The sequence below is a fragment of the Mycobacterium paraffinicum genome (genome assembly GCF_025822865.1).
Classification (GTDB): domain Bacteria; phylum Actinomycetota; class Actinomycetes; order Mycobacteriales; family Mycobacteriaceae; genus Mycobacterium; species Mycobacterium paraffinicum.
In genome coordinates, this window is sequence record NZ_JACKUR010000013.1 from 16,707 (window position 1) to 41,450 (window position 24,744).

At 68.6% G+C, this 24,744-nt stretch carries 12 protein-coding genes and 1 pseudogene; 6 read left to right on the top strand and 7 right to left on the bottom strand.

Features of this window, described 5'->3' with window-relative positions:
- Positions 1 to 5 precede the first annotated feature (5 nt).
- Positions 6 to 12,530, bottom strand: coding sequence for a type I polyketide synthase (locus tag H7J89_RS02890; RefSeq protein WP_264036330.1), 12,525 nt, complete (start codon positions 12,528 to 12,530; stop codon positions 6 to 8).
- Between the two features lie 338 nt (positions 12,531 to 12,868).
- On the bottom strand, positions 12,869 to 13,228 hold the full coding sequence (locus tag H7J89_RS02895) for a hypothetical protein (protein WP_264036331.1): 360 nt from the start codon (positions 13,226 to 13,228) through the stop codon (positions 12,869 to 12,871).
- Between the two features lie 169 nt (positions 13,229 to 13,397).
- On the opposite strand from H7J89_RS02895, the gene H7J89_RS02900 reads away from it, so the two are divergent.
- Positions 13,398 to 13,733 (top strand): RNA polymerase-binding protein RbpA, encoded by a 336-nt coding sequence (locus H7J89_RS02900; RefSeq protein ID WP_264036333.1) that lies wholly within the window; start codon positions 13,398 to 13,400, stop codon positions 13,731 to 13,733.
- On the opposite strand, the pseudogene lnt reads toward H7J89_RS02900, so the two are convergent.
- From lnt to H7J89_RS02915, 3 genes and pseudogenes are all read right to left on the bottom strand, one after another.
- Positions 13,708 to 16,372: pseudogene (gene lnt / locus H7J89_RS02905) on the bottom strand (apolipoprotein N-acyltransferase). The gene H7J89_RS02900 and the pseudogene lnt sit on opposite strands and share 26 nt — an antisense overlap.
- Positions 16,373 to 16,553: 181 nt before the next feature.
- Complete coding sequence (locus tag H7J89_RS02910) at positions 16,554 to 18,095, bottom strand: amidohydrolase (protein WP_264036554.1); 1,542 nt, start codon at positions 18,093 to 18,095, stop codon at positions 16,554 to 16,556.
- A gap of 96 nt (positions 18,096 to 18,191) precedes the next feature.
- Positions 18,192 to 18,728, bottom strand: a complete 537-nt coding sequence (locus H7J89_RS02915) for an FxsA family protein (RefSeq protein ID WP_264036335.1) — start codon at positions 18,726 to 18,728, stop codon at positions 18,192 to 18,194.
- 73 nt (positions 18,729 to 18,801) lie between these two features.
- On the opposite strand from H7J89_RS02915, the gene H7J89_RS02920 reads away from it, so the two are divergent.
- Positions 18,802 to 19,509: a dienelactone hydrolase family protein gene (locus H7J89_RS02920; protein ID WP_264036337.1), complete on the top strand. Its 708-nt coding sequence runs from the start codon at positions 18,802 to 18,804 to the stop codon at positions 19,507 to 19,509.
- Positions 19,510 to 19,514: 5 nt separating this feature from the next.
- Here the strand turns inward: H7J89_RS02920 and H7J89_RS02925 are convergent, their stop codons facing one another.
- Entirely contained in the window at positions 19,515 to 20,369 is an 855-nt protein-coding gene (locus tag H7J89_RS02925) for a type 1 glutamine amidotransferase domain-containing protein (RefSeq protein ID WP_264036339.1), read from the bottom strand.
- Positions 20,370 to 20,376: 7 nt separating this feature from the next.
- A complete protein-coding gene (locus H7J89_RS02930; protein WP_264036342.1) occupies positions 20,377 to 20,763 on the bottom strand; it encodes a PPOX class F420-dependent oxidoreductase in 387 nt (128 codons plus the stop codon).
- 123 nt (positions 20,764 to 20,886) lie between these two features.
- Between H7J89_RS02930 and H7J89_RS02935 the strand changes: the two genes are divergently transcribed.
- The 4 genes from H7J89_RS02935 to H7J89_RS02950 are packed head-to-tail and all read left to right on the top strand — an operon-like array spanning position 20,887 to position 24,728.
- Positions 20,887 to 22,110: a DUF1214 domain-containing protein gene (locus H7J89_RS02935; protein ID WP_264036345.1), complete on the top strand. Its 1,224-nt coding sequence runs from the start codon at positions 20,887 to 20,889 to the stop codon at positions 22,108 to 22,110.
- On the top strand, positions 22,107 to 23,252 hold the full coding sequence (locus H7J89_RS02940) for a sulfotransferase family protein (protein WP_264036347.1): 1,146 nt from the start codon (positions 22,107 to 22,109) through the stop codon (positions 23,250 to 23,252). The genes H7J89_RS02935 and H7J89_RS02940 overlap by 4 nt, the downstream gene beginning before the upstream one ends.
- Before the next feature lie 4 nt (positions 23,253 to 23,256).
- A complete protein-coding gene (locus H7J89_RS02945) occupies positions 23,257 to 23,925 on the top strand; it encodes a TetR/AcrR family transcriptional regulator (protein WP_264036348.1) in 669 nt (222 codons plus the stop codon).
- The gene (locus H7J89_RS02950) at positions 23,925 to 24,728 is read left to right on the top strand and encodes an SDR family NAD(P)-dependent oxidoreductase (RefSeq protein WP_264036350.1); all 804 of its coding nucleotides are present in this window, start codon (positions 23,925 to 23,927) and stop codon (positions 24,726 to 24,728) included. Before H7J89_RS02945 ends, H7J89_RS02950 begins: the two co-directional genes overlap by 1 nt.
- The last annotated feature ends 16 nt before the right edge of the window (positions 24,729 to 24,744 follow it).

The window sequence follows — 24,744 nt, forward strand, 5'->3', positions numbered from 1 at the left end:
CATGGCTATTCGTCGTCGTCCATTAGCGCCGCGTTGACCAGATCCTCGAGGTCCATGTCCGCGATGTCCTTCTCCGAGGTCACCGGGGCGGCCGGTGACTGTCCGTCAGCTCGACCGCCGTCGGCCTCATTCGCCAACGCGAGCAACAGCTCCAGCACTCCGGCCTGTCGCAGGCGCTTGACCGGGATCGATCCCACGGCGCGCTGAATTTCGGCTTCCCCGGGCGCGGCGGCGGGACTCTGTTGCTCGGCCGCACCGATGAGTTCCCGATGCATGTAACCGGCCAGCGCGGCGGAGTTGGGGTAGTCGAAGATCAGCGTGGGCGAAAGAGCCAACCCGGTGGCTGATTTCAGCCGGTTGCGCATCTCCACCGCGGTCAGCGAGTCGAAACCCAACTCCTGGAATGCGCGGTCCGGATCGATGGACTCCGGGCTGGAGTTGCCGAGCACGGTGGCAATGTTGGCACGCACCAAGTCCAGCAGAACCGCCTGTTGCTCGTCCTCGGGCAGCCCTTCGAGGCGCTGCAGCAGAGCCGATTTCGACTTCGCCGCGGCCAGCGAATCGTCGACCTGCCGCCGGGTCGGCGCGTTGATCAGATCGACGAACATCGGCGGTAGCGTCCCGCCGTCGAACTTGACCCGCAAGGCGGCAAGGTCGATGTGGGCGGGCAACAGGAACGGCTCGTCGACGATGAGCGCGGTGTCCATCAGTTCGAGCGCCTCGTCGGAGGACATCGCGACGATTCCGTCGCGGCCGAACCGGGCACGATCGGCGGCACCGAGCGCTCCGGTCATCGCGCTGGTCTGATCCCACAGACCCCAGGCCAGCGACATCGCGGGCAGTCCGTGCGTGCGCCGGTGCACGGCCAACCCGTCCAGGAACGAGTTCGCCGCCGCGTAGTTGGCCTGACCCGACGCTCCCGCCAGCCCCGCCATCGACGAAAACATCACGAACGCTGACACATCGAGGTCGCGGGTGAGCTCGTGCAGGTTCCATGCGGCATCGACCTTGGCCCGCAACACCGCCTCCACCCGCTCGGGCGTGAGCGATGAGATCACCGCGTCGTCGAGTACGCCGGCCGCGTGGATCACACCCGACAGCGGCCGTTGCACCGGAATATCGGCGATCACCTTGGCCAGTGCCTCGCGGTCGGCGGCGTCACACGCCACCACCTGCACCTGCGCGCCGGCGGCGTTGAGTTCCGTCACCAGTTCGGCGGCGCCCGGCGCGTCGAGACCGCGCCGGCTCACCAACACCAGGTTTCGTGCGTCGTGGCGCGTGACCAGGTGACGGGCCAATGCCGAACCCGCCATCCCGGTGGCACCGGTGATCAACACGGTGCCGGCCCCCAACGCACCACCTGGCGCAGTGGGGAGAGTCATGACGACCTTGCCCACGTGGCGGGCCTGGCTCAGATACCGCAACGCAGCCGGCGCGCGGCGCACGTCAAACCTGGTCACCGGCAACGGCCGCAGCACGTCGTCTCCAAACAAAGTGGCCAGCTCGTCGAGTATCTGCGCGATGCGGTCCGGCCCGGCCTCGAACAGGTCGAAGGCGCGGTAGCGAACGCCGGGGTGTTCCTGAGCGACCGCTTCCGGCTCGCGGATGTCGGTCTTGCCCATCTCGAGGAACACGCCGCCGGGGGCGACCAGTCGCAGGGAAGCGTCGACGAAGTCGCCGGACAGCGAGTCCAGCACCAGGTCCATGCCGCGCCCACCGGTGACCGACCGGAAGTTGTCCTCGAAGTCCAGGCTGCGGGAATCCGAGATATGGTTCTCGTCAAAGCCCATGGCCCGCAATGTGTCCCACTTACCGCGGCTGGCGGTGGCGAACACTTCCAGGCCCAGGTGACGGGCCAGCTGCACCGCGGCCATTCCCACCCCACCGGCGGCGGCGTGCACCAGCACCCGCTGGCCCCGCTTGGCGGCGGCCAGGTCCACCAGGGCGTAGAAGGCGGTGGCGAATACCACCGTGGTGGTGGCGGCCGCGGTGTGCGACCATCCAACCGGCATCTTGGCGAGCAGGCGCTGGTCGGTCCTGGCGACCGTGCCCGTGCCATCGGGGAACAAGCCCATCACGCGGTCGCCGACCGCGAAACGCCCACTGTCCGGGCCTGTTTCGATGACGACGCCGGATGCCTCGATGCCCATGACGGCGTCCGGGTCCGGGTAGAGCCCCAGCGCGATCATCACGTCGCGGAAGTTGGCGGCCAGGGCCGAGAGGGCGACCCGGACCTGCCCGGGCGCCAGCGGGGCGTCGGCGTCCGGGATGCGCTCCAACCGCAGATTCTCGAACGTGCCGTAACTGCTCATACCGAGTCGCCACGGACCATCGGCCGGGGGCACCAGCAGGCCACCGACGGCGCGACTGCCATGCACCCGCGCGGTGTACACCGCCCCGCCCCGCAGCAATACCTGCGGCTCGCCGACCGACAACGCCGCTCCGACGGACTCGTCGTCCAGCCGGCCATCGGTGTCGACGAGCACGATGCGGCCGGGGTGCTCGGTTTGCGCCGAGCGCACCAGTCCCCACACCGCCGCGCCCGCAAGATCGGTGACGTCCTCCCCCGGCAACGTCATCGCGCCGCGGGTCGCCACGACCAGGGTGCCCGCGCCGTCGCGGGCCAGCCAGGACTGCAGCACCGGCAGGATCGCGCGCGTGGCCGCGTAGACGTCGGCGACGACATCGTCGACCACCGGCGCCGATTCGAAGACCACCGCCGACGTCGGCGTCGCGTGATCGTCTGATTCCGTTGCGCCCCAAACCGATACGGTGACAGGCTGCACCGACGTCGACCGCTGCGCCGACCAGATGACCTCGAAGAGCCGGTCCGGTCCCGAACTCGAGACCGCCGCCAGCAGCTGCTGGTCGGTCACCGGCCGGGCCACCATCGACGCCACCGAGAGCACCGGCAGCCCCAATCCGTCCGCAAGTTCGATCGAGACCGCCGAATCACTCACCGGCACGATCCGCGCCCGCACCGCCGTCGCGCCCGCGGCGTGCAACGAGACCCGCTGCCAGGAGAACGGCACCAACATCGAACCTTCGGGGAGTTCGTCGCCATCGGACGCCAAGATCACCGCGTGCAGTGCCGCGTCGAGCATCACCGGGTGGACGCCGAACCCGACCGCAGAAACCCCCGCGTCCGCGGGCAGGGTCACCTCCGCGAACACTTCGTCACCGCGACGCCACATCGAGGTCAGGCCGCGGAACGCCGGGCCGTAGCCGTATCCGCGCTCGGCCAGGCGCTCATAGCCGTCGCCGACGTCGACCGCGGTGGCACCCATCGGTGGCCACACCGATAGGTCCGCACTCGGCTGCACCTCACCCGCACGCAGGACACCCTCGGCGTGCAACGACCAGCCTGAACCCGCGTCGGCACGCGAAAAGACCGACACCGCACGGGCACCCGATTCGTCAATGCCGCCGACGACGACCTGCACAGCGACCGACCCGGAGCCCGGCAACACCAGCGGCGCCGCCAGATTCAGCTCGTCGACGACGCCGCAGCCCACTTCGTCGCCGGCGCGGATCGCGAGCTCCACGAATCCGGCGCCGGGGAACAGCACCACGCCACCCACGGCGTGGTCGGCCAACCAGCCCTGCGCACCGGGCGACAACCGGCCCGTCAAAACCACCCCGCCGGACGCCGGCAGTTCCACCACGGCACCGAGGAGGGCGTGCTCGCCGGGCGCGAGCCCCAAACCCGCGGCGTCGACCGTGGCACCGTCGGCGGAGAGCCAGAACCGCCGGCGCTCGAACGCATAGGTGGGCAGTTCCACGAAATTGGCTTTGCCGATGGCGCGGCGCCAGTCCACGTCCATCCCGGCGACGAATCCCTGCGCGACCGAGTTAATCAAGGCCACCGGTTCCGGGCGGTCCTTGCGCAGCGCCGACATGGTGATCACCGGAGCGTCGGGAAGCGCTTCTTCGATCGATGCCGTCAGCCCGCTACTGGGGCCGACCTCGAGGAAGCGGTTTGCGCCGGCCGAATGCACGAAGCGCACGCTGTCGGCGAACCGCACGGCTTCGCGAATGTGCCGTTTCCAATAGGCCGCCGAGGCGAAGTCGTCGGTCGCGAGCTGGCCGGTCAGATTCGACACGATCGGTATCGTCGGGCTGCCAATGGCGAGCCCGGCCGCGACCGTGCCGAATTCGTCGACCATCGGATCCATCAACGGCGAGTGGAACGCGTGGGACACCGCCAACTGGTGGACGCGGCGCCCGTCGGCGCGGAGTTGGCCCGCAATCGCGGACACCTTGTCCTCGACGCCTGAAATGACCACCGACATCGGCCCGTTGACGGCGGCGATGCCGACGCCGGGCACCAGCAGCGGGCGCACCTCCTCCTCGGTGGCCTGCACGGCGATCATCGCCCCACCCTCGGGTAGGGCCTGCATGAAGCGGCCGCGAGCGGCGACCAATACCGCCGCATTCTCCAGCGACAAGACGCCGGCGACGTGCGCGGCCGACAGCTCACCGATCGAGTGGCCCAGCACGAAGTCGGGATGGACGCCCCAGGATTCGAGCAACCGGAACAGGGCGACTTCCACGGCGAACAACGCCGGCTGGGCGAATTCGGTGGTGTTCAGCAGCTTTTCGTCGTGGCCCCACATGACTTCGCGCAACGGCCGCAGCAGATGCCGGTCCAATTCGGCCACGACGGTGTTGAACGCCTCGGCGAACACCGCGTAGGCGGCGTGCAAACCCATGCCCATGCCGAGCATTTGGGCGCCCTGGCCGGGGAAGACGAAGGCGGTCTTGCCGCCGGGCGTGGCCGTGCCCTGGACGACCGATCCGAGTTCACCCGCGGCCAACTCGTCGAGGCCGGCCAGCAACCGATCGCGATCAGCACCGACAACGACGGCACGATGCTCGAAGTTCGACCGGCCCGCCAACGACCACGCCACGTCACCGGCGTCGAGGTCACCGTGCTGACGTACGTGCTCGGCGAGCCGGGTGGCCTGAAAGCCCAACGCCGGCAGCGACTTTGCCGATACCACCCACGGCAACACCGGCGCCGTGGCGCGTTCCACGACGGCCGCGGCCTCGACGGGCGCGGCCTCGATGATCACGTGCGCGTTGGTGCCGCTGATCCCGAACGACGACACGCCGGCGCGGCGCGGATGATTCGCCTTCCACGGCTGCGGCTCGGTCAGCAGCGCCACCGATCCCATCGACCAGTCGACGTGCGGGCTGGGTTCGTCGACGTGCAGCGTCGCCGGCAGTAGGTCGTGACGCATCGCCAGCACCATCTTGATCACGCCGGCCACACCGGCAGCGGCCTGCGTGTGTCCCATGTTCGACTTGATCGACCCCAACAGCAGGGGCTCGGCGCGGTCCTGCCCGTAGGTGGCCAACAGCGCTTGTGCCTCGATGGGATCGCCCAACGTGGTTCCGGTGCCGTGGCCTTCGACCACGTCGACCTCGGCCGCGGACAATCCGGCATTGGCCAGCGCGGCGCGCACCACTCGCTGCTGCGACGGACCATTCGGCGCGGTCAAGCCGTTGGAGGCGCCGTCCTGATTGATCGCCGAGCCCCGCACCACCGCCAGCACCAGGTGCCCCAGGCGCTGCGCGTCCGATAAGCGTTCCAGGACCAGCATGCCGCCACCTTCGGAGAACCCGGTGCCGTCGGCTGCCCCCGCGTAGGCCTTGCACCGGCCATCCGCGGACAGCCCGCGCATGCGGCTGAACTCCACGAAGATGTCGGGTGTGGCGTTGACGGTGACGCCGCCGGCCAGCGCCAGGTCGCACTCGCCGGAGCGCAGCGACTGCGCCGCCATGTGCAACGCCACCAATGACGACGAACACGCCGTGTCCACCGACACCGCCGGCCCCTCCAGCCCCAGCACATACGAGACTCGGCCCGACGCGACGCTCGACGACTGCCCGGTCAGGCGGAAGCCCTCCGCGGCCGGCGCGGCGCCCATGCCGTAGCCCTGCGTGTAGACGCCGGCGAACATGCCCGTCGCGCTTCCCCGCAACGCACCGGGCTCAATCCCGGCCCGCTCCAAAGCTTCCCACGACAACTCGAGGAACATCCGCTGCTGCGGATCCATGGCCAGCGCCTCGCTCGGCGCGATGCCGAAGAAGGCGGGGTCGAAGTCCGCGACTCCGTCCACGAAGCCGCCGGTGCGGGTGTAGCAGGTGCCCGGAACATCGGGATCCGGGCTGTAAATGCCGGCCAGATCCCAACCGCGGTCGGCGGGGAACTCCGAGAGCACGTCGCGGCGCTCGATGAGCATCTGCCACAAATCGTCGGGGGAATTCACCCCGCCCGGATAGCGGCAAGACATGCCGACGATCACGATCGGGTCGTCGCCGACGGCGCGAACGACAGGGGCGGGCGTGATTTCTTGTGGCACCCCGGCCAGTTCGCTACGGATGTAGCCCGCCAGCCCGTTCGGCGTCGGGTAATCGAAGATAAGGGTGGGTGAAAGCGCCAGCCCGGTGGCCGTTTTCAGCCGGTTACGCATTTCGACCGCGGTCAGTGAGTCGAAGCCCAGATCCTGGAACGCCTTGTCCGGGTCGACCGCCTCCGGCGTGGTGTTGCCCAACACCGTGGCGATGTGCGAGCGAACCAGGTCCAGCAGCACCGCGTGCTGTTCCGGTTCTGGCAACCCGTGCAGACGATGCGCCAGAGCGGATTTCGACTTCGCGGCCGCCAGCGAGTCGTCGACCTGGCGCCGCGCCGGCGCGTTGACGAGGTCGGCGAACATCGGTGGCACCGCGGCGGCGTGGGCCCGCAGCGCGTTCAGGTCGATGCGGGCGGGCGCCATGAACGGCTCGTCGACAATCAGTGCGGTGTCGAACAACTCCATCGCCTCGTCCGAAGACAGGGCCAGGATCCCGTCGCGACCGAGGCGGGCGAGGTCGGCGGAGTCCAGCCCACCGGTCATGGCGCTGGCCTGGTCCCACAGCCCCCACCCGAGTGAGATCGCGGGCAACCCGAGCGCGCGCCGATGCGCGGCCAACCCGTCCAGGAAGGAGTTGGCCGCCGCGTAGTTACCCTGCCCCGACGACCCGACCAGGCCGGCCATGGACGAGAACATGACGAACGCCGATACGTCGAGATCACGAGTGAGCTCGTGCAGGTTCCAGGCCGCGTCCACCTTGGCGCGCAACACCGCATCGACTCGGTCCGGAGTCAACGACGTGACGACCGCGTCGTCGAGCACACCGGCGGCGTGGATCACCCCAGTCAGTGGTTGGTTCGCCGGAATATCGGCGATCACCGCGGCCAGCGCCTCCCGGTCGGCCGCGTCGCACGCGACCGCGCGCACCCGTCCCCCGGCTTCTTCCAGTTCGGTGATCAACTCGGCGGACCCCGGCGCATCCGGACCACTGCGGCTCAGCAACACCACGTTCCGCACACCGTGTTGCGTGACCAAGTGGCGGGCCAGCGTCGAACCCGCCATTCCGGTGCCACCGGTGATCAGCACGGTCCCGGCCGCCCAGGCGTCCGGAACCGTCATGACGACCTTGCCGACGTGGCGGGCCTGGCTCAGGTACCGCAACGCCGCACGGGCGCGTCGAATGTCGAAGGTGGTCACCGGCAATGGCCGCAGCACACCGGCGTCGAACAACCCGGCCAACTCGATCATCCACTGATGCATCCGCGGACGGCCGGGCTCGAAGAGGTCGAAGGCGCGGTAGCGCACGCCCGGATATTCCTGGGCGATCACGCCGGGATCGCGGATGTCGGTCTTGCCCATCTCCAAGAACACGCCGCCGGGAGCGACCAGCCGCAGGGAGGCATCGACGAAGTCGCCGGCCAGTGAATCCAGCACCACATCCATCCCGGCCTTGCCGGTCCTGCCGGTCACCGCCCGGAACTTCTCCTCGAACTCCAGGCTGCGGGAATCCGAGATGTGGTCGTCGTCGAAACCCATGGCCCGCAACGTGTCCCACTTACCCCGGCTGGCAGTCGCGAATATCTCGAGACCCAGATGCCGGCCCAACTGGACCGCCGCCATGCCGACACCGCCGGCTGCCGCATGCACCAACACCCGCTGGCCCGGCTTGACATCGGCCAGGTGGACAAAGGCCATGTACGCGGTGGTGAAGACGGCCGAGATGGCGGCGGCCTCGGCGTATGACCAGTCCGCCGGCATCGGCTGCAGCAGGCGGACGTCGCCGGCGACCAGCGTGCCGCTTCCGTCGGGGAAGAACCCGTAAACCGAGTCGCCGACGGCGAATTCGGTTACACCCGGGCCGACCTCGACCACCACGCCGGCGCCTTCGCCGCCGAGCAGCGCGTCGTGGGTGAACATGCCCAGGGTGATCATGATGTCGCGGAAGTTGGCGGCGATAGCGCGCAGGGCCACCCGAACCTGACCCGGCTCCAACGGCGCGTCGGCGTTCGGAACCGGCTCCAGCCGCAGGTTTTCGAACGTGCCGGCGCTGCTGATACCCAGACGCCAGGGCCCGTCACCGGGGGGCACCAAGAGATCGTCGACTGCGCGGCTCGCCCGCACCCGCGCCGTATGGACCTGGCCGTTGCGCAGCAAGATCTGGGGCTCCCCGGCCGCGAGCACCGACGCGACCACCTGATCATCCAGCGGCACATCGGAATCCACCAGGACAATCCGGCCGGGATGCTCGGTTTGCGCTGAGCGCACCAGGCCCCATACCGCCGCGCCGGGCAGATCGGTGACGTCCTCCCCCGCCAATCCCACCGCGCCGCGAGTCGCCACGACCAGCACACCGGCGTCGCGCTCGGTCAACCACGACTGCACGGCGGTCAGCGCCCGGTGGGTACGCTCATAAGTTGCGGTTACCGGATCCTGTTCGGTGGCAACCGATTCCAGAATCTCGTAGGCCGGGGCCGGGTTGGCGGCGGCCGGCACGGTCGCCGGCGACCACGCCAGTTCGAACAGTCGCTCGGGGCCCGAGGTCGACATCGCCGCACGCAGTTGACGCTCACTGACCGGGCGGGCAACCATTGCGCCCACGGACAACACCGGCAGGCCCAGCCCGTCGGCTAGCTCGATCGAGATCGAAGCGCCCCCGCCGGTCTGGGGGCCCCGGTTGGTCGGGGCAATCCGGGCGCGCACCGCGGTCGCACCCGCGGCGTGTAACGAAACGTCCTGCCAGGAGAACGGCAACATCACATCGACCGGCTGGCCCGCCGCCTGCTGGGCCATGATGACGGCGTGCATCACCGCGTCGAGCAGGGCCGGGTGCACGCCGAACCCGCCGGCGCCTCCGGCCGCGTCCGGCAGTCGCACCTCGGCGAACACCTCGTCGCCGCGGACCCACGTCGCGGTCAATCCCCGGAACGCCGGGCCGTAGCCGTACCCATGCCCGGCCAGCCGGTCGTAGCCGTCGGCCACGTCCACCGCGACCGCGCCCGCGGGCGGCCACACCGACAGATCGGCGCCGGGTTCAATCGACCGGGAGCTCAAGACTCCCTCCGCGTGACATATCCATCCCGAACCGGCGTCGGCACGGGAAAACACCGAGACGGCGCGCCGTCCCGAATCGTCGCTGGGACCGACAACCACCTGCAGGGCAACCGAACTGGCGGCAGGCAACATCAGGGGCGCCTGCAGCGTCAACTCGTCGACCACCGAACAGCCGACTTCGTCACCGGCCCGGATCGCCAACTCGACAAACCCAGCGCCCGGGAAAACGGCCGCACCGGAGACCGCGTGATCGCCCAGCCACCCCTGCAGGCTGGGTGACAGACGACCCGTCAGCAGCACCCCGTCGGAAGCCGGCAGCTCGACGACCGCACTGAGCAACGCGTGCTCGCTGGTCCCGAGCCCCAAGCCTGCGGCGTCGGCTCCGATGCCCTCGCCGGACAGCCAAAACCTGCGCCGGTCAAAGGCGTACGTCGGCAGCTCCACGAAGCCTGCCCCGGACAACACACCACGCCAGTTCACGCTCACACCGGCCACGAATGCGGCGGCGGCCGACGTGAGGAACCGCTCGAGGCCGCCGTCATCGCGGCCCAGGGTGGGAATCACGATGGCCTCGGTGTCGCCGGCCGAGTTTTTCAGGCAGTCGTTCACGGTGTCTTCGATGCCGGCGATGAGCGCGGGATGCGGACTGGATTCGATGAACGTCCGATACCCGTGCTCGCATGCTGCGCGCACCGCTTGGTCGAACTGCACGGTCTGGCGGATGTTGCGATACCAGTAGGCGGCATCCAGACCGGCGGTGTCCAAACGGCTTCCGGTCACGGTGGAAAAGAAGGCAATGCGGGAGGAACTCGGCTCGATGCCGGCCAGCGCCTCGGCCAGCTCATCCCGAATCGCCTCGACCTCGACCGAATGCGACGCATAGTCCACATCGATCCGGCGAGTGCGCAGCTCCAGGTCGACGCAGAACCCGACGAGTTCGTCGAGCGCGGCCACTTCGCCCGATACCACCACCGCAGAGCGTCCGTTGACGGCCGCGATGCTGACGCGGTTACCGTAGGGCGCCAACAGTTCCCGCGCCCGTTCGGTGCTGCAGGCGATGGAGAGCATGCCACCGGAGTGGGCCAGCGACCGCAACAACTTGCTGCGCAGCGTGACCACCCGAGCGGCATCGCGCAGCGACAGCGCGCCCGCGACATACGCCGCGGCGATCTCCCCCTGCGAATGGCCGATCACCGCGTCCGGGTTGACTCCGATCGATTTCCACAGTTCTGCCAGGGACACCATCATCGCGAACAGCACCGGCTGCACCACGTCCACGCGATCCATGCCCGGGGCACCGGGGACACCACGCAGGACGTCGATCAGCGACCAGTCCACGAATTCCGCGAACGCTTCCGCGCACGCGTCGATCTGCTGCGCGAATACCGGTGCGGTGTCCAGCAATTCGATGCCCATACCCAGCCATTGGGAACCTTGGCCGGGGAACACGAAGACGTTCTTGCCCGCCGGCACCGCGCTGCCCTGAATGACCGAACCGGCCGGGTCGTCACCAGCCAACTCGTCCAGCCCGGCGAGCAACCGATCCCGGTCGTCACCGACCACGACGGCCCGATGCTCGAAGGTCGCGCGGCCCGCCAGCGTCCAGGCCACGTCGGCGGCATCCAGCTCGCCATGGCCGCGCAGATGTCCGGCCAGCCTGGCCGCCTGAGACCTCAACGCCGGCAAAGATTTCGCCGAAACCACCCACGGCATCGCAGCGGGCCGCGGCCGGTCCGCCAGCGGCTCGGGCGCCGGGACCGCCTCGATGATCACGTGTGCGTTGGTGCCGCTGATCCCGAACGACGACACCCCGGCCCGTTGCACGCGGCGACTCGCCGGCCAGGGCTGCGCTTCGGTCAGCAACGAGACCGCTCCCGCCGACCAATCGACATGCGGGCTGGGCACATCCACATGCAGTGTCGCCGGCAACATTTCGTGGCGCATAGCCTGCACCATCTTGATCACGCCGGCCACGCCCGCCGCGGCCTGGGTGTGGCCCATGTTCGACTTGATCGACCCCAGCCACAGCGGCTCGGACCGGTCCTGGCCGTACGTCGCCAACAACGCCTGGGCCTCGATCGGGTCGCCCAACGTGGTGCCGGTTCCGTGGCCTTCCACCACGTCGACGTCGGCCGTCGACAAGCCGGCATTGGCCAGCGCCGCTCGTACCACCCGCTGCTGCGACGGACCATTCGGCGCGGTCAGCCCGTTCGATGCACCGTCCTGATTGACCGCCGAGCCGCGCACCAACGCCAGCACTGGGTGACCCAACCGCCGTGCATCCGAGAGCCGCTCGACGACGAGCATCGCGCCGCCCTCCGACCAGCCGACGCCGTCGGCCGCTCCGGCGTAAGCCTTGGACCGGCCGTCGGGGGCCAGCCCCCGGTGGCGGCTGAATTCGACGAAGACCGTCGGGGTCGCGTTGACGGTCGCGCCGCCGGCCAGTGCCAGATCGCACTCCCCCGACCGCAACGACTGCACCGCCATGTGCAACGCCACCAACGACGACGAACACGCCGTGTCCACCGACACCGCCGGGCCCTCGAGCCCCAGCACATACGACACCCGGCCGGACGCGACGCTGGAGGTCATGCCGGTCAGGCGGTAACCCTCGATCTCTTCGGCGAGCATGCCGTAGCCCTGGACGATAAGCCCGGCGAACACACCGGTCGCGCTGCCCCGCAGCCCGCTGGGGTCGATGCCGCCCCGTTCCAACGCCTCCCACGACAGTTCCAGCAGCATCCGATGCTGCGGATCCATCGCGAGCGCTTCGCTCGGAGCGATGCCGAAGAAGGCCGAATCGAAGTCGGCGACGCCGTCCACGAAACCGCCGGTCCGCGCGTAGGTCTTGTGGCGGGCGTCGGGGTCGGGGTCGTACAGGCTCGCCAGGTCCCAGCCGCGATCGTTGGGGAACTCCGTGATCACATCGCGGCCGTCGGCCACCATCTGCCACAGGTCTTCCGGTGTCTCGACTCCGCCGGGGAAGCGGCAGGACATACCGACGATCGCGATCGGCTCGCTCGACCGCTCCAGCAGCGCACGGTTCGTGCGTTTCAGGCGCTCGACCTGGACCAGCGCTTTGCGCAGCGCTTCGGTCGCATGCTGGAGTTGATCCACCATCACTACCTCTCGCCTAACTTGGCCGTCAGCTGCCCCGATGCGACTCTCGCCGAGTCACGGAATTTGCTGCACGATGCGATGCCGTGCCGCTCTCCGGCCCAAGAATGTCGCTGGTGAGTATGGCCAACTCTGACGGTATTTCAAAACGTCCGATGCTCCCGGCTGCTACAGAAGAACCGGCTTCGGCGTGAGGCACGCCTTGTCCCAAGGGATCCGGAACGCGCCGTTGCGCCCGCGGGTGTCGGGGCATCCCGCGACCCCGGTACGCCGGGATACAACTGACGCGCCGTCCATGGCGTGACTGTACCCGGCTATGCATCGGCAGTGGTCAGGACGGCTCAGACGCCCACTCGGCGCCAGCCGTCGGCCGCCCGGGCTGCAGTGATCAGCAGGTCGCACAATTCGCGCAGTTCGGTCGCCTGCGCTCCCTCGTCGAGGGCGGTCGCGACATCCTCCGCCGCGCACCGCACCTGGTAGACCCGGTCGGACAGGTCGGCGGCGTCGTCGGCCGACAGGACCACCGCGTCGGGAGGCAAGGCCAGCGAGGCCCCGGCGCCACCCCGGGTCAACGAGGCGCGTTGTTCGTATGCCCGCTGCCTGCACGACTGGCGGCAGTACTGGCGTCGCCGTCCCATCCCGGCGTCGGACACGTCCCGACCGCACCAACGACACGGCTGCGGGCGGGGACGGCGGCTCACGCCTGCCGACTTTAGTCGGGATTGCGCGGCGATCCCGGTATCATTGAAGGTCGCGTCGCGTACGCCGCCCGCCGACCGGGGAACTACGCGGACCGCCGCAACGTTTGCCAAGCGGACAGAATTGCATTACAGCAGCCCGAGAGTTCAAAAGACCTAGAGGAGTAGCAACATGGCTGATCGCGTCCTTAGGGGCAGCCGGCTCGGAGCCGTGAGCTACGAGACCGACCGCAACCACGACCTGGCGCCGCGGCAAATCGCGCGGTACCGCACGGAGAACGGCGAGGAGTTCGAGGTTCCGTTCGCCGACGACGCCGAGATTCCCGGCACCTGGCCCTGCAAGAACGGCATGGACGGCACGCTGATCGACGGCGACCTGCCCGAGCCGAAGAAGGTCAAGCCGCCGCGTACGCACTGGGACATGCTGCTGGAGCGCCGTTCGGTCGAGGAGCTCGAAGAGCTACTCAAGGAGCGGCTCGAAATCATCCGGTCACGCCGCCGCGGCTGACCCCCGACCGCATTAGCTGCGGTTGTCGGCGCGCTGGGTGCCGGCCCGGGCCTTGCGGCCCTCGAAGCCCCATCGGGTGACCTTCATCAGCGCCTCGCGGATATTCGATCCGCTCATCTTGGAGACGCCGAGTTCACGCTCGGTGAAGGTGATCGGCACCTCGACGATGACGAACCCGCTGCACACGGTGCGCCAGGTCAGGTCGATCTGGAAGCAGTAGCCCTTGGAGTCCACCGCCTCCAGGCCGATCGCCTCGAGGACTTCTCGGCGGTAGGCACGGTAGCCGGCGGTGATGTCATGAACGCCGATTCCCAGGGCGAGCCGCGCATAGGTGTTGGCCGTCCACGACAGCGCCCAGCGCCGCCACGGCCAATTTCGGACCGACCCGCCCTCGACGTAGCGGGATCCGATGGCCAGGTCGGCTCCGGCGTCGACGGCGTCCAGGAGACGGTGGAGCTGCTCGGGCGCGTGGCTGCCGTCGGCATCCATCTCCACCAGCACCGAGTAGTCGCGGCTCAGACCCCAGGCGAAGCCCGCCAGGTACGCCGCGCCCAGGCCGTCCTTGGCGGTGCGGTGCATCACGTGGGTGCGACCGGCATCGGCGGCCGCCAGTTCCTCGGCGAGCTCGCCGGTGCCGTCGGGGCTGCTGTCGTCGACGATGAGCAGGTGCACGTGCGGACAGGCGTCCTTCAGCCGCCGGTGGATCACCGGCAGGTTCTCCCGCTCGTTGTAGGTGGGGATGATCACCAGGACGCGCTCGCTGGGACGCTTTCCCGGGTCCCGGGGCGCCGGCTGGCCGGTGGTCATGTAGCTCCTCTGTGTCGCCCGATGTGTCGCGACGGTCGTCGGCCGCCCTCGTGGAGCGGAGTGTAGTCACCGCCGTCCTCCGGCCCCGCCTGGTCCCCGTCCTCGTCGGGCGGGGTTTCGCCCGGTGGCGTACCGGCTTTCGGGGATTCGTCCGGGGCCTCGGACCTCCGACGAATCGGACGCGGGAACCATCTATTGTGCCGTATCCCGGCCAGAATGGCCGCTCCGGCCGCCGCGACCAGGAGCCATTGCAGGACGGGACCCCAGCGGGTCGCCGGCGTCAGTTTGGTCTTCAGGCGCACCTGGATGTCCAGGTAATCGGGCTGGAAGAAGTCGGTGCGAACCAGCTCGGCGCCGTCCGGCGCGATCACCGCGCTGATCCCGGTGGTGCCCGCGACCACCAGGTATCGGTCGTGTTCGACGGCCCGCACCTTGGCGAATCCCAGCTGCTGTTCGCTCATCGTCTTGTTGAAGGTGGCGTTGTTGCTGGGCACGGCGAGCAACTGAGCACCGTTGAGGACCGCTTTGCGCGGGACGCGGTTGAAAATCACTTCCCAGCACGTGGCCACCCCGACCGGCACCCCGGCGATGTGGACGACGTCCGTGCCGGGCCGGGGCACCATGTTCCCGGCGCGGTTGGCGTACGAGGACAGATGGCTGAAGAGCCAGGGCATCGGCAGGTATTCGCCGAAGGGCTGCACGATTTCCTTGTCGTGCCGGTCGGCTGGTCCGGTCGACGGGTTCCACACGATCATCGTGTTGGTGTACTGCGGATTCTCCGGCGGGCTGCCGGGCAGTTCCGACACGGTGCCGATCAGGATCGGCGCGCCGATCGCCGTCGCGGCCTGCGATATCTCCAGCGCGGCGTCGACGTTGACCAATGGATCGATGTCCGACGAGTCCTCCGGCCAGATGACGAATTGGGGTTGCGGCGCCTGTCCCGCTCGCACGTCCTCCGCCAGCCGCAGGGTCTCGCGGACGTGGTTGTCGAGCACGGCCCGACGTTGCGCGTTGAAGTCGAGACCCAGCCGCGGCACATTCCCTTGCACCACCGCGACGGTTACCGAAGGTTCGCCGCCCGATCCCGTGCCGGCGTGCCGAACCTGCGGCCAGACGACGACGGACGCGAACAGCACGAGGCAGATGCAGACGCCCGGCAGCACCACGGCGGGCGGTTCCGCATCGGCGCTCGCCGATTCGTCGGCGCCGCGGTGCGCCCGCTTACCGGCGCGCCACCACTTCACGATCTCCAGTTCGATGGCGGTTGCGCTGAACCCAACCAGGACGATCGCCATCGAGAGCAACGCGGCTCCCCCGAGCTGGACCAACGGCAAGAAGGGGCCTTGCGCCTGGCCGAATGCCACCGACCCCCATGGGAAGCCGCCGAACGGGACGATCGATTTCAGCCATTCCTGGGCCGTCCACACCAGCGCGAACCACACGGGCCAGCCCGGCAGCTGCCGCACCAGCACGGCGCCCAGGCCGAAGAGGGCGGGAAACAGCGCGCACGTCATCGCCAGCACCATCCAGGGCACGGCGCCGACGAGCATGCTGATCCACGGCAGCAGCGGCAGATAGAACGCCAGTCCGAAGAGAAACCCGTAGCCCAAACCGCCCGTCGGCGTCGTCGCCGGATGCTTGAGCACCCAGGCCAGCAGCGCGGCCGCGACGACCGCGCCCCACCACCAGTTCAGCGACGGGAAGCTGGTGAAGAGCAGGACACCGCCCGCGATGGCGCAAACCAAGCGGGTCAGCCGAGGCAGCATGGCGGCCCGGACGGCAGGCAGCCGGGTGAGCGCCCCGGCGCCCACCCGGCGTGCCGCGGCCGCCATGCGGTCCGTCAGCGGTGGCGCGCCGGGTTCCGGGGAGTCGACGTCGTCTTCGGGCTTGTCGTCGCGCTCCGACGCGGCTGCGCCGCTTGCCGGGTCGGTATCGGGGTGCGCCGCGGGGTCGTCGTCCACCGGGTCGGACTCGCCGGCTCCCTCGGGGCGGTCCTTTCGGCCGGGCCGGTCCTCAGCCATGGATGACAGCGCCCCGATGCACCGTTCGCCGGCATTGCGGCAGGGCGTCGTTCGGGCCCAGGCGCGGCAAGGCCGGCACCCGGGCACGCGGGTCGGTCGACCAGCGCTGCACGGCGTCGCGAGGTGCGTGGACGTCGAGGGGCCCGGCGTCCCATACGGCATAGGAGGCCGGCGCACCGGGCACCAGGGTCCCCGTCTTGCCGTCGTGGACACCGGCGGCCCGCCAGCCACCACGGGTTGCGGCGGCGAACGCGGCGCGCGCGGAGACCGCGCTGCCAGGGGTCCGATGGTTGACCGCCGCGCGCACGCTCGCCCAGGGTTCGAGGCCTGTTACCGGTGCGTCGGAACCAAGCGCGAGGGGCACGCCTTGGGATGCTAACAGCGCTAACGGATTGAGCCGACTGCCTCGTTCGGCGCCGAGGCGGCGCGCGTACATGCCCTCGCGGCCACCCCACAACGCATCGAAGTTGGGCTGCACGCTGGCGATGACGCCCCAGTGCCCCAGCCGGGCGGCCTGCTCGGTGGTGACCATTTCGACGTGCTCGAGGCGGTGCCCGCACCGGGCGACGGCGACCGCCCCGAGCTGCGCGACGACCCGCTCGAAGGCAGTGACAACCGCGGAGACGGCGGCGTCGCCGATGACATGGAAGCCCGCGGTCACCTCCGCCTCGGTGCACGCCCGCACGTGTGCCTCGATGGCGTCGGGGTCCAGATAGCAGCTGCCCAGCCGGTCCTCGGCGTCGGCGTACGGCTTGTGCAGCCAGGCGGTGCGCGACCCGAGCGCGCCGTCGACGAAGAGATCGCCGGCCAGCCCGCGGGCTCCGGTCTCCTCGATGAGCGCACGCGCGCGTGCGGGCGTGGTCACCGCCTCACCCCAGTAGCCGGTGACCTCGACGCCTCGAACACCGTCACCGAGGGAGCGCAGCTGCAGCCAGTCGTCCAGCCCACCGATCTCGGGCCCCGCGCATTCGTGCACCGCGACGATGCCGGCCGCCGCGGCGGCCCGCAGGGCGGCCGCGCGCGCCTCGGCCAGCTGCTCGGGCGTCAACAGGCCGCGGGCGGCCGCGCGGACAAGGTGGTGGGCGTCGCCGGTGAGCGGCCGGTCGGGTGCGTAGCCGACAGCCGCCGTTAGGTCCGCGACCAGCCGGCGCAGCCCCGTCGAGGCGAGCGCCGAGTGCACGTCGACCCGGGACAGGTAGGCGGCGCGGTCACCGAGCACGGCATCAAGGTCGGCGGTGCTCGGCGGGCTGTTCTCGGGCCACGACGACTCGTCCCAGCCATGCCCCCACACCGGCCGGCCGGGGTGGGCTGCCGCATAGTCGGCGAGCATCTGGATGCACTGCGTGCGCGAGCTCGCCGGGCGTAGATCGAGCCCGCTGAGTGTCAGGCCCGTCGCGGTCAGGTGGATGTGGCTGTCCACGAAGCCGGGCGCCACGAAGCCGCCGTTCAAGTCCTCGACGTCCGCGCCCGGAAACGAGCTGCGGCCGACGTCATCGCTGCCCAGCCAGGCGACCACGCCGTCCCGCACCGCCATGGCGGTGGCGTCGGGATGGGTCGGGCTGTGCACCCGGCCGTTGACCAGCAGCGTGTCGCTCACAGGGCAAAACTACGTGTGGTCGCGGGCCGGTGGTTAGTCCCAGGCGGGCCGCCCCGGGTATCCGCCCCGCACCGGCTCGTTCGGTAGGGCGGGCGGCCTGATGTCGTGGACGTCCACGACCTCGCCGTCGATGTAGTCGTCCGCCGCAGCACCCCCGCGCTGACGCACGCCGGCGGCGAACAGCGTCGTGTCGACGAACAGCGGCACCCGCCGCCGTAGGCCACGCACCGCGACCGCGGCCAGACCGGGGCCGACCGCCGCGCGGACGGGCCGCATCAGCAGCAGGAGCCCCAGGGCCGTGGTGACCAGTCCGGGCACCAGGACCAGCAGGGTGGCCAGCGTGACCAGCGTCCCGTCACGCACCGCGGTGCGCGGTTCGGCCAGTCCGGAGCGCAGGTGCCCGATCTGACGGAGCAGGTGCGAGCCCATCACCGGCACCAGAAGGCCCCACCCGAGCAGGAAGGTGCCCGCCAGCGCCAGCAACGTCCAACCCCAACCGATCGTCGAAACCAGGGCGATGGTCGCCGCCAGCTCGACGGCGGCGTAGACGAGAAACAGCCGTGACAGCATGTCCAGCCAACGTCCGCCGACGGCGTCGAAGTTCCCATGGTGGTGCCCGGGGCGATTGCAGTTAGATGACGCTATGACCACGATTGAGATCGACACGCCCGACGGACCGATCGACGCGCTGCTGGACCTTCCCAGCGGTGAAGGCCCGTGGCCCGGCGTGGTCGTGATTCACGACGCGTTCGGCTACGGCAGGGACAAGGAGTCGACGAACAAGCGCATCGCGCAGGCCGGGTATGTGGCGATCACCCCGAACATGTACGCGCGCGGCGGCCGCATCCGCTGCATCACCCGGGTGATGAAGGAGCTGCAGACGCAGCGCGGCCGCGCCCTGGACGACATCCTGGCGGCCCGCGACCACGTGAAAGCCATGCCCGAATGTTCCGGTCAGGTCGGCATCGCGGGTTTCTGCATGGGCGGCCAGTTCGCTTTGGTGATGTCTCCCAAGGGGTTCGGCGCCTCGGCGCCGTTCTATGGCGCTCCCCTGCCCCGCAACCTCGACAAGACGCTCGATGGGGCGTGTCCCATCGTGGCCAGCTTCGGCGCCCGTGACCCGCTGGGGAGGGGCGCGCCCGAGAAGCTGCGCGAGACCATCGCCAGCAAGAACATCACCGCCGACGTGAAGGTCTATCCCGGTGTCGGGCACAGCTTCGCCAACGACCTACCCGCCCAGCCGCTGCTGCGGATCACCGGTTTCGGCTACGACGAGGCCGCCACCGAGGACGCCTGGCGCCGGGTGTTCGCGTTCTTCGGCGAACATTTGGCGTCGGGCGCGACGACGTAGTTGCGTCACACCAGCTTTCGCGACAGGACCGTCGCGAACGTGTGCGTATCTCCCGGCCAGCGCGCCGACAGGTAGCTGCCGTCGTCGACGACGAACGCGGGCCGCGAGTCGCTCGCGGTGTCGCGTGACATCCCGGAGGATTTGCGCCGCCACCCCTGCGAACCGCGCACGACGTCGCAGAAATCCGTCGAATTTTCAAGTGCGCGAGTCACTTCCGACTGCACCGACATGTAACCGCGGGGCTGGCCGGGCTGCTCGGTGTAGGTCCGGTAGTAGTTTCGATCCCAGAATCGGGTGAACCGCGTCAATCGCCACGCCAGGCCCTCCATCGCCCACGTCAACGCGGTGGTCTTGTGCCCGTAGAGCACCGAATGACCCGTCGCGGGGTCGACGCTGCGCGCGGCGAGCAGCACGCCGTGACAGATGGCGGCGACGATGACCCCCCGCTTGAAGGCGTCGACGACGAGCCGGTGCAGGACGTCACTGTCGACGTAGCTGCGCATGCCGCGGGCGCGATGCCCCCCGGGCAGCAGCAGGGCGTCGACTCCGTCGAGACCGGCTTGCGCCCACGCGATCGGGTGCTGAAACTCGTTTGACGCCAACATGTCCCGGTACGCTTTTCGCCCGTCCTTATTCGCGCGCAGCATCAGCCCGATCACCGGGACGGCGCCCAGCACCGGCAGGGCGGACCACGCGTCCAAACCGCGGCCGCTCAGCATGATGTCGTCCGCCGCACCGGGCGATCCGCTTTCGGTGGCGAACACCACCCGATGGCCGTCGCGGGTCAGGACGCGCCAGCTGACGGCGACCTCGGTCGGGTCGAAGTCGCGGTCCGGGATCGGAACGAGAACGGTGCCCATGAGGCCCCTAGGCCGGCGCCACCCTGAGCTCGAGACCGACATTGTTCTCCATGCCGCCGCGCAGCTTGCTGAAGAGATTGAACACCTTGCCGACGATGCCGTAGCGCTTTCCGATCGCGTCGTACACCACCGCGGTCTGCGACTTGTCCAGGATCGCGGCGGTGCCTTCGACGGCCTCGCTGGTCGGGCGACCCTGCATGGTGCAGGTGGCCAGCGTGACCCGCGGAGTGTTGCGAATCCGCTTGACCTTCCAGGACTTTTCCTGAGTGATGACCAGGAGCCGGTCTTGGTCGGCGGCCGCCCAAATCGGCGTCGGCTTGGCCTTGTTGTCTTTGGTGAAGGTGGTCAACAGGATGTACTGCGCCTTGGCGAGATCGGCGAATGCGGGCGTCACGGTAACAACCTACGCTGCACGACCCGTCATTGACATCGTGAGCGCTCACTGCGATAGTCATGGCACCGTTAAACGAAAATATTGTTTTCAGTTAACACTGGCGGCACGACGGAAGCGGAGAACGTGAGCGAGCCGAGAACACCGCTGGCGTGGCTGCCGTTCTCAATCACAGAGGCAGCGTTGTCGGAAGAACTCGGCAATGTGGACCTCTTCCAGGCGTGGTCCCATCTGCTGACCCGGCTAGGTAAAGCCGCACGGGCCGTCGAATCCGACCCGGCGAGTCGAAACCGAATCGACCTCGCCGCCGGCATCCGGCATCTGTTGGTGTTGCTTGCCGCCGGAATCGACGAGGTGCTGCGATTCGATCCGGACCCGGTTCTGAGCGTCCGCCGTACCAGCACTGACGACCTGGTGACCTGGGGCATGGAGTGCCCCGATTGCCTGTACACCCGTGCGGTGTTGCGCGGCGGCGAGAGTTATCGGCTGTTCGGGAATCGAGGCACCGCGCGGTACGTCGGGCTGCAGACAATGAACGGCATCGCCGCGACGGCGAACGAACTGGTGGATGAGCTCGACGTGGATGCGGACGGCAACTTCGAGGTCGTGCTGTCAGCCGATCACCGACCGGGAAATTGGATGCGCATCGAGGGAGACCATCCCACGTTGACGGTGCGGCACTTCTTCTACGACTGGGACACCGAGGCGGCCTCATCGCTGCGCATCGAGCGAATCGGCGAAGAGGTGCAGACCGACGGCCCATCAGTTGATCCGGACGTGGTGGTGTCGCGGCAGATCACCGCGCTCGGTGACTTCGTCGGCGACAATCTCGCGTTCTTCCTGCAATTCGGCGCCGCGGCACCGCCCAACGGATTCCTGCCGCCGATCGACCGCACCGATATGGGTGCGGCGGCGGAGAACAGGCCGGTGATCGGCCGGTGGGAGCTGGGCCCGAATGAGGCGCTCATCGTCGAAGTGGAGCCGCCCCAAGGTCTTTACTGGAGCTTCTCCATCGGCAATCCGTGGTGGGAGACGATCCATTACGGACGCCACCAGTCCAGCCTCAACGCCCATCAGGCCGTCGTGGACGCCGATGGCATGGTGCGCTTGGTGCTGTGCTCTGACGATCCGGGGGTCGCCAATTGGCTCGACACCGCCGGCCACAGCAACGGCCCGATCATCCTGCGCTGTGTGCGCACCGAGACGGCGCCGACGCCGACCACCCGCGTCGTGCCGTTCGGCGAGATCGATGCGCAGTTACCTCCGGATACCACAAAAATCACTCCCGAAGAGCGCCGGTCCGTCCTCGCGGCGCGTCGGCGCGCCGTGCACAAGAGGTTTGCGCAATGACGTTCGACGCCGACGAGTTGGAAGACGGCGCCCGCGCCGCAACGGGTCTCGAGGATTTCGGTTCGCCCTACTATCGCGAGGGGCTCGAACGCATCGTCGATGCGCTCAACACCGAGGCCGACCTCAACGACATGGGCCGGATCATCCAGCACGCCACCATCAGTAACGCGTTGATTCAGCGCCTCAAGATCGAGGACACCTACGGCCGCCACCCCGAGATCGACGACGAGGTGGTCGACGGCCCCGTATTCGTGATCGGGTTACCCCGCACCGGGACGACCGCTTTGAGTCAGCTGGTGGCCGCCGACCCGCAATTCCGGTCGCTAAGGATGTGGGAATCGCAAGCCCCCACCCCGCCGCCGGAGGCCGCGACCCAACACACCGATCCGCGGATCGCACAGGCCGAGGCCGGGCTGAAGATGCTCGACGACATGTTCCCGCTGATGAAGACGCTGTACAACTCCGAGCCAACGGCACCGACCGAATGCCAGGACCTGATGGGAATGAGCTTCCGCACCTTCCACTTCGACGGGGCCGTTCGCGCGCCCGGCTACCTCGCGTGGCTGATGGACTGCGACATGCGCGGGACCTACACGTTTCACCGGCGAGTGCTCAAGCTGTTGCAGTGGCATTGTCCGCCGGCTCTGTGGCACCTCAAGACGCCCGTGCACATGTTCGCACTCGACGCGCTGGTCGAGGCTTACCCGAACGCGAAATTCCTTTGGAGCCATCGTGACCCGGCGAAGGTGATGGGATCGGTGTGCAGCCTCATTCAGTACGTGCGCAGCTGGAGCAGCGACCGCAACGACGCCAACGAACTCGGTGCCGAACAAGTCGACAGCTGGGTCGAAGCCGTACGGCGCGCAATGGATTTCCGCAGCCGCGTCGGTGACGACCGATTCGCCGACGTCTCGTTTGCCGATCTGCAGACCGATCCAGTGCAGACCCTGCGAACCAGCTACGAGGCCTTGGGTTTGAGCTTCACCGACGCCACGATGGCTTCCGTAGAGCAGTGGGCCAAGGATCACCGACCCGGCTCCCGTGGCGCGCATGACTATGAGCTGGCCGACTACGGCTTGACGCCCGAGGGCGTTCGCGAACGGTTTGCCGACTACCTCGCCACCTACGATGCGACCGGCTGAGGACGTGACCGCTCCTCGCACGCGGCGACGCGACAAGCTGGGTCCCGACCCGGCAGTACGCCGCGAGATCCTGCAGGCCGCGTCGATCGCTTTGCGCGAGCATGGAGTTCGCGGGCTCGGTGTCACCGCCGTGCTGGAGCGGGCAGGATTGAGCACCCGCGCGTTCTATCGGCATTTCGCCTCGAAAGACGAATTGATCGCCGCCGTCTTTCTGGAGAACGCGCGCGTCGAGAAACGGCGCCTGCGGCGCCGAATGAGCCGTGCCACCACGGACATCGAGGCGGTGGCGGCATGGATTGACGGGCGACTCGACCTGGCGTTCGACGAAACCGTCGTCGCTGACCTGCGCCGCCTGTCGATGGAGGCTCAATCCCAGATGTTCGCCTCCCCCATTCTCGTTCAGCCCGCATACGCCGAGATTCTCGAACCACTCAGTGACGCACTTCGGCGCGGAATGGACAACGGAATGTTTCACCACATCGACCCGGTGACAGACGCCCAATTCATTCACGGCGTGGTCTGGGCGGCCATTGACCGACAGTGGGCGGCCGGAGATTGTGACCGCGACGATCTCCGCCGCCGCAGTGTGCTTTTCTGCCTGGGCGGGCTGGGCGTGACGCCGGAAGCAATCGAGCGGATTTGCTCCAACAACTCGCAGCGAAGGAGTCGATGATGGATCTCGGTTTCGCGGGGTCGACCGCCGTGGTCACCGGCGGCAGCAAAGGGATGGGACTGGCCATCGCCGAAACCCTTGCGGCCGAGGGAGCCAGCGTGGCCGTCATGGCCAGGGGCCGCAGCGCGCTGGACACCGCGGTCACAGCACTGCGTGCGGCCGGCGCCCCCGACGCCGTGGGAATCAGCGTCGACATGGCTGATGCCCAGTCCATCAGTGATGCCTTCGCGACGGTCTCGGAGCGTTGGGGTCGACTCAATTGTCTGGTCCACACCATTGGACCCGGTGATGGCTATTTCGAGCAGATGGACGACGCGCAGTGGGACGAGGCGTTCGCACTCGGCACCATGTCGGGCGTCAGATCCATCCGTGCAGCGTTGCCGCTGCTGCGGACCGCGGATTGGGGCCGCATCGTGACGCTGGCCGCGCACTCGATTCAGCGCCAGAACCCGCGCATCGTCGCCTATACGGCGTCGAAGGCGGCACTGGCCAGCGTCACCAAGAACTTGTCGAAAAGCCTTGCCAAGGATGGCATTCTAGTCAACTGCATATGTCCTGGGACGATCGTGACGGCCAGCTTCACCGAGGCACTCAAAGACATCCTTGCCGCCGACGGCCTCGACGCCACTGATCCGGTCGACGTCATGACCTGGATCGACAACAACTTTCACCAGCCCTGCGATCTCGGCCGCGCCGGACTTCCCGAAGAGGTCGCCTCCATTGCCGCCTACCTCGTATCGCGGCGAAACGGTTATGTCACCGGGGCTACCGTCAACGTCGACGGCGGATCGGACTTCATCTGAGCCGAGTTCGCGAGCA